The 12,903-nt window shown below is 72.4% G+C and carries 8 protein-coding genes; 4 read left to right on the forward strand and 4 right to left on the reverse strand.

Features of this window, described 5'->3' with window-relative positions:
* Window positions 1–67: 67 nt before the first annotated feature.
* Both RAN62_RS40490 and RAN62_RS40495 read right to left on the reverse strand, forming a co-directional pair.
* Window positions 68–1,807 (reverse strand): ABC transporter substrate-binding protein, encoded by a 1,740-nt coding sequence (locus tag RAN62_RS40490; protein ID WP_305790210.1) that lies wholly within the window; start codon window positions 1,805–1,807, stop codon window positions 68–70.
* Between the two features lie 151 nt (window positions 1,808–1,958).
* Window positions 1,959–2,990, reverse strand: a complete 1,032-nt coding sequence (locus RAN62_RS40495) for an ABC transporter permease (RefSeq protein ID WP_305790211.1) — start codon at window positions 2,988–2,990, stop codon at window positions 1,959–1,961.
* 570 nt (window positions 2,991–3,560) lie between these two features.
* On the opposite strand from RAN62_RS40495, the gene RAN62_RS40500 reads away from it, so the two are divergent.
* Entirely contained in the window at window positions 3,561–7,049 is a 3,489-nt protein-coding gene (locus RAN62_RS40500; RefSeq protein ID WP_305790212.1) for an ATP-binding cassette domain-containing protein, read from the forward strand.
* A gap of 206 nt (window positions 7,050–7,255) precedes the next feature.
* Here RAN62_RS40500 and RAN62_RS40505 read toward each other — a convergent pair whose 3' ends face one another.
* The gene (locus RAN62_RS40505; RefSeq protein ID WP_305790213.1) at window positions 7,256–8,155 is read right to left on the reverse strand and encodes a S1C family serine protease; all 900 of its coding nucleotides are present in this window, start codon (window positions 8,153–8,155) and stop codon (window positions 7,256–7,258) included.
* 113 nt (window positions 8,156–8,268) lie between these two features.
* Here RAN62_RS40505 and RAN62_RS40510 point away from each other — a divergent pair, with 113 nt between their 5' ends.
* Window positions 8,269–8,808 (forward strand): DUF732 domain-containing protein, encoded by a 540-nt coding sequence (locus RAN62_RS40510; RefSeq protein ID WP_305790214.1) that lies wholly within the window; start codon window positions 8,269–8,271, stop codon window positions 8,806–8,808.
* A gap of 6 nt (window positions 8,809–8,814) precedes the next feature.
* Here RAN62_RS40510 and RAN62_RS40515 read toward each other — a convergent pair whose 3' ends face one another.
* Window positions 8,815–10,845, reverse strand: coding sequence for a serine/threonine-protein kinase (locus RAN62_RS40515; protein WP_305790215.1), 2,031 nt, complete (start codon window positions 10,843–10,845; stop codon window positions 8,815–8,817).
* 58 nt (window positions 10,846–10,903) lie between these two features.
* On the opposite strand from RAN62_RS40515, the gene RAN62_RS40520 reads away from it, so the two are divergent.
* Both RAN62_RS40520 and RAN62_RS40525 read left to right on the forward strand, forming a co-directional pair.
* Window positions 10,904–11,863 (forward strand): DUF1152 domain-containing protein, encoded by a 960-nt coding sequence (locus tag RAN62_RS40520; protein WP_305790216.1) that lies wholly within the window; start codon window positions 10,904–10,906, stop codon window positions 11,861–11,863.
* A gap of 229 nt (window positions 11,864–12,092) precedes the next feature.
* Window positions 12,093–12,533, forward strand: coding sequence for a hypothetical protein (locus RAN62_RS40525; RefSeq protein WP_305790217.1), 441 nt, complete (start codon window positions 12,093–12,095; stop codon window positions 12,531–12,533).
* The last annotated feature ends 370 nt before the right edge of the window (window positions 12,534–12,903 follow it).

Consider the following 12,903-nt stretch of genomic DNA (forward strand, 5'->3'; position numbering starts at 1 on the left):
TGTGGCGCCGGAGCGGGACGAGGGGAACGGCGGGTGCGGCGGCCCGGGGCCGGGCCGCCGCCACCGATCAGCTCTTCAGGAACAGGTTGAAGAAGGCGGGCATGCCACCGGACGGGTCGACGGAGGCGCCGCCGACATTCGTGCCGATGACGTTCGCGGCCTTGGTGTAGTAGAAGGGGATGTAGAGGTACTGCTCGGTCATCTGCTTGTCGAGCTCGGCCCACTTCGCGGTGGCCTCCTCCGCGGGGAGGGCGGCCACGGCGTCGATCGCGGCGTCGACGGTCTTGTCCTGCCGCTGGCCCCAGCTGGTGCCGTCGGCGACGGAGTGCGACTGGAAGAGGACCGGCAGCCACGAGCCGCCGGACGGCCAGTCGGAGCACCAGCCCTGCGGGCCCTGGCCGAAGTTGACCGGTGCGGAGTAGTCCGAGATCTTGGTGCGCAGCTCGGCGGTGGTGACGCCGATCGCCTTGACCTTGAAGCCGGCCGCCTCGAGGGCGGTCTTCTTGACCTGGGTGGTCTGCTGCGAGACGGGCTTGGTGTTGTCGAAGTACCAGCTGACCTCGAAGCCGGTCTTGCCGGCCGCCTCGAGCAGCTTCTTGGCGCCCGCGGGGTCGCCGGTGCCCGAGCCGGTCAGGTCGGTCACGGGGGCGTACTTCTCGTAGCCGGGGACGCTCGGCGGCAGGACCGTGCTGGCGCGCTCGGCGGTCAGGTCCGAGTTACCGGCGGCCTTCCACAGCTGGTCGTAGGGCCACGCCTTGGCGATCGCCTTGCGGACCTCCAGCGGGATCTTGTTGACGTCCATCTGGAAGCTGTACGTGCAGGGGCTGTCGCCCTGGATCAGCTGAGCCTTCTTCTCCCCGGTCACCTGGGGCACGAAGGAGGCGTCGAGGTCGGTGTAGTCCAGCGCGTTGGCGTCGGGGCCGTTGCTCTGCAGCACCTGGGCCTGCGACTTGAGGAAGTCGGCGCCCCACTTGAAGTCGTAGCCGTCGAGGTACTGGTGGCGCACCGGGTCGGTGTTCGCGTCCCAGTTGGTGTTCTTGGTCAGCTTGAGCTCGACGCCCGGCGTGTAGCTCTCGAACTTGTACGGGCCGGAGGAGATCGGCTTGTTCTTGTACTCGCCCTTGGTGTCCTTGGCCTTCGGGATCGGCGAGAAGACCGGGAAGGTCAGGTAGTAGGGCAGGTCCGCGAACGGCTTGCTCAGATGGATGACCAGGGTGTCGGTGCCCTGCGTCTCCACGCCCGCGTAGGAGTCGCCGCCGGCGTAGGGGCCCTTGTACTTGTCGCCGTCCTTGAAGTAGGTCAGCTGGTACTTGGGGCCGTTGGCGAAGTCCTCGGCGAAGGAGCGCTTGATCGCGTACGCGAGATCCTCGACCTTGATCTCCGACCCGTCCTCGTACTTGAGGCCGGGCTGCAGCTTGAAGGTCCAGCTGAGCTTGTCGCCGGAGACCGTGCCGAGGTCGGTCAGGTCGGGCACGAGCACCGACTTGCCGTCGCGGATCGCGTTCTGGGTCGGCGTGCGGTAGAGCAGGCGGCCGATCGCGAGCGAGTCGCTGTAGTACGTGTCGGTCGGGTCGAACGTGTTCGGCGTGCTCTGCGAGTAGACCGTGGCGACGCCGCCGGTGCGGGCGCCCTCGATCGCCGGCGCCGGGCCCTTGGCGTCCGGGTCGACGGAGATCGTCTGCGTCTCGATCTTGCCGGTGTCGGTGTCGCTCTTCTCCGCGTTGTTGGACGACGGGCTGCCGCAGCCCGCGAGTCCGAGGACCACGGCGGCCGAGACCGCCACGGCCGCTTGCAAGCGCCTTGCCATATTTCCTCTTCTCATCGCCGGGGGTGCCGGTTTCTTCGGGGCCGGTCGTGCCGGGGGCAGGGTGGTCCCGCACCACGACTTGTTCGTCGCGGCGCGTGGGGTGGTGCGGACAGGTCGTTCAGGAATGCGGGTGCGGGCCGGGGGGCGCGTCTCAGCGGCGCGTTCTCGGGTCGAAGGCGTCCCGGACGGCGTCGCCGAGCAGGCTCAGCGCGAGCACCAGGATCGTGATGCCGGCGACCGGGAGCCACAGGTAGAGCGGGTCGGCGCTGTAGAAGTTCTGCGCGGAGGCGATCGTCACGCCCCACGACGGCGTGGGTTCGGTCAGGCCGACGCCGAGGAAGGTCAGGCCGGCCTCGGTGACGATGTAGCCGGGCAGCGCCATCGAGACCGAGATGACGATCGGCGCCACCAGGTTGGGGAGCAGCTCGCGGAAGAGCACCGTCCGGGTCGGGACGCCGAGCACCTTGGCCGCCGCGATGAACTCCCGCTCACGCAGTGACAGCACCTCGCCGCGGATCAGGCGGGCGAGACCGGCCCAGCCGAAGAGCGACAGCACCAGGATCAGCGAGAAGAAGCGGATCCGGGAGACGTCGTCCCCCGAGGCCTCCTCCGCGGTGCCCACGAAGACCGCGAGCAGCACGCTCGGCAGGGCGATCGCGAAGAGGAGGTACGGCAGGCTGAGCACGAAGTCGATGACCCAGCTCAGGATCCGGTCGATCCAGCCGCCGGCGAAGCCCGCGATCAGCCCGGCGACGACGCCGATGACCGTGGTGATCACCGTGACCGAGGTGGCCACGATCAGGGAGGGCCGGGCGCCGTAGACCCAGCGGGCGAACAGGTCCCGGCCCAGCCGGGGCTCGACGCCGAACCAGTGTTCCGCGGTCGGGCCGATCGTCGGGAAGCCGTAGTCGTCGGTGAGCTCCTGGTGCAGCGTGTAGGGGTCCTGGCCCTCGAGCTTGGCCAGCAGCGGCGCGAAGATCGCCACGAGCACGAAGAACAGGAAGACGCCGCCGCAGACGATCGCCACCCGGTCCTGGCGGAGCCGGCCGAGCGCGATCGCGGTCGGTGACTTGCCCCGCCGGCGGTCGCGGGGCGGGACGGCCACGTCGGCGGCGGCCGTCGCGAGAGTCGTCCCCGATCCCTGCCCGGCGAGCCGGGCCTCCTCGTCGATCAGCGGTTCCACGCGGTCGTTCACCTCCACCTGAGTGCGATTCGCGGTTGCGATCCGGGGAGCACGGTAGGCGCGAAGTTGGTCGTGAGAAAACTGCTCGATGCATCAAATTCATAACGCCCGCGACCAGGGCATGTTTCCATTCTTTTTCCGTCGCGTCACGGAATCGGGCCTTGCCCGGCGGGGCGTTCGCGACCGTCCGTGCGCCTTCGACACCTTTCCAAACAGGGAGGTGAGGCGCGTCCGAACCGCCGGGCGCCCGCATGATCAGCATCGACGCGGACGTGGGGATGCATCGTGCAGCGACGCGTACCCTTCCCTCCCCGGGGGCCGAGAGGTCACTGTCCGGCGTCAATGCGTGATCGCGGAAAGGAGAGTCGCGGAAACGCGAAGTCCACATGATGAGAAAGCCATTTGTGGTGGCCGTCACAGGTGCGTAAGGCGCAAACCGGACAGCGAGCCGCCGCTGGTCGCGCGCACGTGACACAGGTGACTCATCCCGGCCACGTAATTGCGTTGAGCTGCCCGGGCGGTTCGCCGCAGGATGAGAACACCGCCTTACCCATCGACCGAGGACGACGTATGCGCCTGCTACGCGACTTATGGGCGACTTCGCCCCGTCGCACCGCCCTGATCGCCCTCCTCATCGTGCTCGGTGCCGCCGGATCGGCCGCCGCGCTCGGTCTCGCCGGCCCCGTCCTCGTCGACCGGTCCGGGCCGCTGTTCGGCCTGCTCGCCGTCGCGCTGGTCGCCTCGGTGCTCAGCGATGTGTCGGTGGGCCTGATGGCCGCGCGCCTCACCGCCGACTGGGCCGCCTCGGCCCGCCGCGGCCTGTGCCGGGTCGCCTTCGGCCAGGACGTCCCCACGCTGGAGAACACCCCGGTCGGCGAGCTGCTCGACCGCATCGACAGCGACGTCTACCAGGTCGGCTCCGAGCTGCGCGGCAGCGGCGTGCGGCTGGCGCAGTCGCTCGCCGTGGCGGCGCTGTCGATCGTCACGGCCTTCTTCGCGTGGTGGCCCGCGGCGGTCGCCATGGTCGTCGTGTCGGTGCTGCTCGCGGTGACGATGAACAAGCCGATCCAGCGCATCGGCCCGATCCGCATCGCCGAGGAGGAGGCCTGGTCGGACCTCGCCGCGGTCATGGAGGAGGGCATCCACGGCCAGGACGACGTGCGGACCAGCCTCGCCGCGCCGTACGTGCGCCGCCTCTACGCCCAGCGCGCTCAAGAGGTGCTGCGCCGGGGACGGCGGGTGTGGCGGAACTCGTCGCGCATCACGATGGGCGCCGGCGCTCTCACCCGTACCCTGATCGCGGGGTTGGTCGTCGCGGGCGCGTGGGCCCTGCTGGCGGGACACATCGACGGCGCCCGGCTGACCGCGGTCTGGCTCCTCGCCCTCGGCTTCGGCGGCACGCTCGAGCACGTGACCCGCATGGTCCCCGAGCTGCAGAACGCGCTCGGCGCCTGGGGCCGCGTGCAGCTGCTGCGCGACGTGCCGCAGGAGCCCACCGGCGGCCTGGCCCCGGCCGACGGCGACCTCGTCGTGCGGGACCTGACCTTCCGGTACGGGGAAGCCGGCTCGGACCGCCCGGCGGCGCTGCGCGACATCAACCTGTCGTTCGCGCGCGGCCGCTCGTACGCGCTGGTGGGCCGGACCGGCTCCGGCAAGTCGACGCTGGCCAAGGTGCTGACCCGGGCGGTCGACGTCCCGGCCGGCACGGTGTTCCTGGGCGGCACCGACGTCACCGAGCTCGACATCGAGGGGCTGCGCCGGTGGACGGCGATCGTCCCGCAGCGCACCGAGATCCTCGCCGGCACCCTGGCCGAGAACATCGCCCTCTTCGACCCGGAGCTGCTGCCGCACGCCGGCGACGCGCTGGCCGAGCTGGGCCTCACCGCCTGGGTGGACACGCTGCCCGACGGCGTGCACACCCGGCTGGGCGACGGCGGCTACGTGCTGTCGGCCGGTCAGGAGCAGCTCGTCGCCTTCGCCCGGATCCTGGTCCGCGACCCCAGGGTGGTGATCCTCGACGAGGCGACCGCCCGGATGGACCCGGTCACCGAGGCGTGGGTCCAGCGCGCCACCGACCGGCTGCTCGCCGGTCGCATCGGCGTGATCGTGGCGCACCGGCTGTCGTCGGTGCAGCGCTGCGACGAGGTGATCGTCCTCGCCGACGGCACGGTCCTGGAGGCCGGCCCGATGGCCGAGTCCCGGCGCTTCGCCGAGCTGCTGGCGACCTCGCACGCGGTCGCCCCGGCGCGGACCGGCGGCGGCGTGGCCGTGCTGGAACGCTCCGAGGCGGGCGACCTGGAGGCTGGCGAACCCGGTGAACCGGCGCGTACCGAGCTGGGCAACAACCTCCCGAAGGCCGACCCGCCGCCGCTCCCCCCGGAGCCGGTGGCCCGCACCATGCGCGAGATCTTCCGCCTGACGACCAACGACGCCCGGTACGGCATCGGCGCGGTCGGCCTGTTCATCGTGCTCGTGGTGCTCGGCCTCGACGGCGCCGTGCTGCCGCTCTTCTGGTCGCACGTGGTCGACGGCGTGGGCAGCCCGCTGTGGCCGGCCGTCGGCATCGCCTCGGCGCTGCTGATCGCGACCCCGGCGCTCTACTTCACGGGCGCCTGGTTCCCGGAATGGTGGGTCCGGCAGATGCTGCGGATCAGCCTGCGCCTGACGCACGGGCAGATCGGGCCGCGCCGGATCAGCAAGCACACCCCGGCCGAGGTCGTCGCCCAGGGCGGCGACACCGAGCGGGTGGTCATGCTGGCCGACAACCTCATCGACAACGCGGTCGCCATCGTCACCATCGTGGTGATGACGGCGGCGTCGCAGTCGATCGTGCCGGCCCTGTTCTTCGTCGGGACGATGGTGGTGTCCGGCCTGGCCGCGACGCTGTTCGGCCCGCGGCTGGAAAAGGCCGCCCGGCGTACGGTCGCCGCCCGCGCCGCCTTCGCCACGGCGCTCGTGTCGTCGCTGTCCGCCGCGCGCACGGTGAAGCTGTCCGGTGCCACGAACCCGGTGCTGGAGCATCTCGCCGGTCTCGACACCACGCGCAGCGAGCTGCAGCGCCGCGAGATCGCCATCCAGGTGTGGGCCCGCTCCACGCCGGCGATCCTCAGCGGTCTGCTGCCGATCGCCGTGTGGGCGCTCTACCTCAACGGGAGCATGTCGTCGGCGGCGACGCTGATCGCGGTGGCGGTGCTCGGCTCGGCGCGCTGGTTCGCGTGGACCACCGCGTCGCTGGTGTCCAACTTCCCGTCGGCCCGGGTGTGGACGCGCCGGACGGTGTCCATGACGGGCGTCACCGCGTACTCGTCGTCGGTGCCCGGGGTGGACATCGACGCCGGCACCGCGGACGCGCCCCCGCTCGCGCCGCGCGAGCCGCTGCGGCAGCTCCGGCTGGGGGGCTTCAGCGCGGTCCACGAGAACGGCACGGTCGGCGCCCAGGACATCGACCTGACCGTGGACCGGGGCGAGCTGGTCCTGGTCGTCGGTCCCGTCGGCGCCGGCAAGTCGTCGCTGCTCCGGGCGCTGGCCGGCATCGTGCACCACACCGGCGACCTGCGCTGGAACGAGCGGCCCGTCGACGAGCCGCACACCTTCCTGCGCCCCAACCAGGTCGGCTACGTCGCCCAGCTCCCCCGCGTGCTCTCCGGCACGATCGCGGACAACATCGAGCTGGGCCACGAGGTCGACACCGCCGACGCCGTCACCACCGCCCAGCTGGAACACGACCTCGCCGTCGCCGGCGGCGGCCTCCAGCTGGTCATCGGGCACAAGGGCACCCGCCTCTCCGGCGGCCAGCTCCAGCGTCTCGCCCTGGCCCGGGCCCTCGCCCCGCGCACCGAGCTGCTGGTCGCGGACGACATCTCCTCGGCCCTGGACGTGACCACCGAGCTGTCCCTCTGGGAAGCCCTCCGCTCCCACGGCGTGACGGTGGTCGGCTCCACCTCCAAACGCGCGGCGCTCGACAAGGCCGACAAGGTGGTCGTCCTCATCGGCGGCCGCGCGGTCGCCCAGGGCCCCTGGCGCCGCCTGGAGGCCGAGTACGGCCACCTGGCCGGCTGACGCGTGTTACCCGGAAGCCCCGGCCCCGTCTCGGGCCGGGGCTTTCCGCTGCCGCCCGGCTGATCGGCGGGACGCGGCCCGGCGCCTGTTCCGGACCAGGATCGCCGGGCTCCGGCCCGCCCCGGGCGCCAGGCGGTGTCCACCGCGCCCGGCGCCTCGGCGCGCTTCACGACGTCGGTGGCGAGCCGCTCGCCGGCCCGCCCGCGTCAGTTGAGGCCGGCCTTCGCCTCGAGCTGCTCGACGACCTGGGTGACCGTGCCGGCGGGGATGGCGAAGCCGAGGCCCACGCTGCCGGTGCTCTGGTCGTCGGCGGTGGCGATGGCGACGTTGATGCCGATGACCTTGCCGTCGACGTCGACCAGGGCGCCGCCGGAGTTGCCCTCGTTGATCGCGGCGTCGGTCTGGAGGAGGCCGGTGAGCTTCTCGGTGCCGGTGTTCACCTCACGGTCGAAGGCCGACACGATGCCCGAGGTGACTGTCCCCTCGAGGCCGAGCGGCGAGCCGAAGGCCAGCACGGTGTCCCCGGCGGCCACCGAGTCGTCGGTGCCGAACGTCGCCGGGGTCAGCCCGGTGACGCCGGTGGCCTGCACCAGCGCCAGGTCGTGGGTGGTGTCCGTGGCGACGACCTCGGCCGGGACGGTACGCCCGTCGGCGAGCCGGATGCTGGCCGTGCCACCGGACTCGACCACGTGGTTGTTCGTCAGGACCAGCCCGTCGGCGCTGAGCACGACGCCGGAGCCGAGCGAGGAGGCCGTACGCCCGTCGATCATGACCGTGACGACGCTGGGCTGGACCTTCGCGACCACCGCGGCCAGATCGGTGTCCTCGGCCGTCGCGCTCGTGGCGGTCGCCGTCCGCGTGGTCGTGGCGCTCGCGGCCACGGCCGGGGTGCCCGCGTAGTGCTCGGCCACCACCGCGCCGGTCGCTCCCCCGCCGCCGATCAGGGCGAGCAGCGCCACGCCGCCCGCCAGGCGCCGGGGCCACCGGCGCGGGTTGCCGTCACCCCGGTGGCTGAGCACGTGCGGCGGCAGCGGGGGCACGGTGGGCGGCACCTCGTAGCCGTGCCGGCCGGAGTCGGTGTGGGGCCGGGTCAACAGATCCGTCATGACGCGCCTGCCTTCGTGAAGCGGTGATGACTTCACTGTTGCCCGGCCTCTTGTCAGCCTCCGGTGAGCACTCTGTGGGTTACCTGTACGCCCCGTGCTCCGTTGACCGTGACATGACAAAGCGGTGGCTCGTCGCGACGGCCCTGATCACGACCCTCGCGGGTTGCGCGGAACCGGCTCCCTCCCCCATGTCCGCCGGAGCCCCCGTCACCGCCGGCCCGCAGACCGGAGCACCCGGATCAGCCGACGCACAGGCCGGAGCCCCCGCGGCAGGCGAGCCGGCAGCACCCGGCTCGGCGGCGGGCGACCCGGCCGGCGGGGCGCCCGCTTTGGAGAGCACCGGCGACCTGGACGCCCGGCCCGGCAAGCACGCGCAGCAGGCCCGGGCGGCCGCGGCAGGCACGCCGGCGTTCGTCGCGGCCGTCCAGCGCGAGTTCCCGGCGCTCGCCGTGGACCGTCGCGACGACGAGCTCGCCGCGCTCGCTGACCAGACCTGCGCGGACCTGACCGCCGGCCGCGACAGCGCCACCGTGCTCGCCCAGGTCCGCACGCTCGACCCCGGGGCCGTCGACGACCGGACCGCCCGCCGCCTCGTCCACCTGGCCGTCGACACCGTCTGCCCCGATCAGGACCGCCGCATCGACGAGTTCTGACGCCCCTCAGTAGGACACGTCGAGCTTGGCCACCGCCGTCACTGCGCCGTTGCGGATCGTCACGAGCACGGGTGTCGGCGAGGGGCCGCCGTACGACGTGTTGAACTCGTCCGGGCTCACCTCGCAGGTGCCCGCCAGCGTCGCGAGGTCGACCGGCGGGCACTTCCGGCCTTCGCTGTCGACGGCGAAGAGCTCCGGCTTCGCCACGACGGGAAGATTCACCCGAACCGCACTGCGCACCGGTACGAAGTCAGCCGCGCACTTGGGCGACGACGCGTCCACCCCGAAGCGGCGGCAGTAGTCCGCCCCGGTCGGATAGTCCGCCGCCTCGACGAGAGCCATCCCCGCCGGGTTGGTGAACATCCACAGTCCGGCGGTGAACTGCGCGTCACCGCTCGCGTAGGCCGGGACGGCGGGCGTCGCGGGATCCGTGCCCGAGCGCAGTTGCGCATCGGTGAAGGTCACGTCGGCCCGGCCGTCCCCCTCGGCCACCGCCCCCAGAATGACGCGCCCGCTGATCAGGGCGGTCTCGGTGAGCAGGCCCCGGACGACCTCGGCGCCGTCGACGGACACCCTGGCCTCCTGGTCGTCCGCGACGAGCACGACGCGATGCGTGGCGCCGGTGCCGGAGGCGTGGTCCGCCGTCGCGATCGGCACTTCACCCTCGTCCGTCGTGTCGGCGATCAGGCTCACCTGGTCGGGGCACACGGCGACCCGGTACCCGTTGACGCTGGTGACGTCGTCGTTGCTCTTCGCCCGGAACCAGATCGCGGCACATGACCCCGAAGTGCTCAGCCGCACCGTGACGGCGACGTTCTGGCTCGCGGGGAACACGTCGTCCGGCGTCGGGCCGCACCGCACCACCTCGCTCGTCCGCACGCGGTAGCCGTCACGGTAGGTGCACGTACCGTTGTCGTCGTCCCACTTCTGGAAGTCGGCGTCGCGCCGCAACGAGTCGAAGATCGCCGGCCCGGCGACCACGGGCGAGCTCGCCGTGGCCTGGGGACCGCTCGCCGCGGACCCGGCCGGATCATCCCGGTTGAGCAGGCCCACGGCGGCGCCCACGACGGCAGCCGTGGTGACCGCGGCCGCCGTGACGGCGAGGATGCGCCGCCCCCGGCTCGTACGCCTGGTCTGACCGCCCGTGCTGTAACGGCCGGAGTGCTGGGCCGCTTCCGCCTCGCGCCGCAGCTCGACGGGCAGCGGCGGCGCGCTCGGCGCCCCGGAGACCAGCAGCCGGTCGAGCAGCTCGGGTGCCGTGGGCCGGTTCGCCGGGTCCTTCTCCAGCGCCGCGACGACCAGATCCGTCAGGTACGGCGGCAGGTCCCGCACCCGCGGCGGCTGGGTGAGGATCCGGGCCGCGGTGACGGCCGGGCTGTCGCCGCCGAAGGGACTGCACCCGGTTCCCGCGTACACGACGACCGCACCCCACGCGAACACGTCCACCGCCGGCGTGAGCAGCCGATCGGTCTCGGGATCGAGCCGCTCCGGCGCCATGTACGCCAGCGTGCCGACCACCTCCTCCGCCCGCGTGTGGAAGCTCGTCGTCTCCAGCGGGCGGGCGATGCCGAAGTCGATGACCTTCGGCGTGCCCAGGGCGAACAGCACGTTCCCGGGCTTGAGATCCCGGTGGATGACGCCCGCCCCGTGGATCGCGGCGAGCGCGGCGGCCACCCCGACCGCGACCCCGTGCAGGCTGCCCCCGGCCAGCGGCCCGTCGCGGCCGACGACCTGGCTCAGGCTGGGCCCGTCCACGTACTCGACGACCAGGTACGGCGTCGCGTGCTCCGGATCGGCGTCCAGCACCTCGGCCGTGCAGAACGGCGGCACCTGCCGGGCCCGGGTCACCTCGCTCCGGAACCGGGCGCGGTACTGCTCGTCGTGCGCGTACTCGGGCCGGATGACCTTGACCGCCACCCGCCGCCCGCCGGGCGCCTCGGCCAGGAACACCGACCCCATCCCGCCCTGCCCGAGCCGGGCCAGAATCCGGTACGGGCCGATGTCGCGCGGATCCGCCGGTCGCAAGGGTTCAGACACGGGATCACAACGTACCCGCCGCCCCCCGCAACCCGGAAGCGTGCTCGATCATGGTGCGGTGAATCCCTCCCTCGCCGTCCCGCCCCTGTTCGCCGCGCTCGCCGGCGCCCGCAGCATCCTCATCGCCGGCGCGGGCGGCGGCTTCGACGTGTACGCGGGCCTGCCGCTGGCCTTCGCCCTGCAGCGCACCGGAGCACAGGTCCACCTGGCGAACCTGTCCTTCTCCGAGCTCGTCCTGCTCGACCGGACCGACTGGGTCGCCGAGAACGTCGCGGCGGTGACTCCCGGCTCGGCGAGCACCGACTGGTACTTCCCCGAGCGCACCCTCGCCCGCTGGCTCGCGACCCAAGACCTTCCTTCGACGGTGTACGCCTTCCCGCCGCTCGGCGTCGACCGGCTGCGCGCCGCGTACCAGCACCTCGTGACGAGCCTCGACGTGGACGCGATCGTGCTCGTCGACGGCGGCACCGACATCCTCCTGCGGGGCGACGAGAGCAACCTCGGCACCCCCGTCGAGGACATCACCAGCCTCGGCGCCGTGGCCGCCCTCGACGTACCGGTGAAGCTGGTGACCTGCCTCGGTTTCGGCATCGACGCCCACGACGGCGTCACCAGCGTCGAAGTCCTGGAGAACCTGGCCGCCCTGGACCGCGAAGGCGGCTACCTGGGTGTGCTCTCCATCCCCGGTACGAGCCGCGAGGCCGAGCTCTACCGCGACGCCGTCGCCCACGCCCAGGCCGCCACCCCCGACCGCCCCAGCATCGTCCACGGCCAGATCGCCGCCGCCACCCGAGGCGACTTCGGCGACGTCCAGTTCACCCGCCGCACCACCGGCAGCAGCCTCTTCGTGAACCCCCTCATGGCCATGTACTTCACCGTCGACGCCGCCAAGCTGGCCGCCCGTTGCCTCTACCTGGACCGCCTCGAGAACACCTGGGGCCGCCGCCAGGTGACCAGCCGCATCACCGCCTTCCGCGAGGAGATCTCCCCCCGCATCCCCCGCGCCTACCCCCACTGAGCGTCCCGCCCAGTCCCGTCCGGCCGAGGTCCCTGGCTGCTCCATCCAGCTGTGGCCCCGGCTGCGTTGTCTGCCTGTGGCCCCTGGCTGCTCTGTCCAGCTGTGGCCCCCAGCTGCCCTGTCCAGCCGTGGTCCCCGGCTGCGTTGTCTGCCCGTGGCCCCCGGCTGCTTCGTGCGGACGAGGTCCCTGCCGCCTGGCGCGGATGAGCTCTCCGGCTATTTTGTCCGGATGAGCACCCTCCAGGACGTCGCCGAGCGCGACGGCTGGCGCTGCTGGGTCTGCGACGAGCCGGTCGACCCCGCCATGCCGGTCAATGACCCCCGCGGCCCCAGCGTCGACAGCCGCACCGCCGACCGCAAGTCCAAACTCCCCGAGCGCCTCGCCCACCGCGCCTGCAATACCCGCAAGGGCGCCGTCAAAGTGGTCATCCCGTGGCCCGACCGCCTCAACGTCCTCGAACCGGCCCCTTTGATCACCGTCGCCGACCGCCTCGACCGCAAGGGCGGCCGCGAACTGGTAGCCCGCTGCCCCGCCCGCAAGGACGCCCAAGAGGCAGCAGACTGGCTCGTCGACCGCTTCTCCCGCCTGACCCCCAACCTCCCCCTCACCGCCACAGTCGACACCGGCGGCGGCCAGTACCTCGTCACCCTCTCCACCACCCGCCGCTGACCAGCCCCGCCCCGCCGAGGCCCGCCAGCCCACGAACACGTGGAGCAACGACGCCGGCCCAAACGGCGGCAACGCGGCCCACAGACGGCCAACGCCGGCCAGCCGCGCCCCAAGCGAGAAGCGGCGGACGACGGACGGCAAGCTCGCGGGCGCGGGGTAAGCACGGGCACGAGCCGAGCACCGGCACGAGGCGCCACGGCGAAGGCGGCGAATACGAAGCGGCCGGCGGCGCGCGCAGGGCAGCGAACGCGTGGCTATGAACGGCCGGCACGGACATCGGGCGCGGGGCAGTGAGTAGCCGGCGTGGACAACGGCAATCGCGACAACCAGCCGCGGGCAGCGGGCAGCGGGCAGCGGGCAGCGGGCAGCG

Origin of the sequence: Symbioplanes lichenis (assembly GCF_030709675.1) — a bacterium.
Classification (GTDB): Bacteria; Actinomycetota; Actinomycetes; order Mycobacteriales; family Micromonosporaceae; genus Actinoplanes; species Actinoplanes lichenis.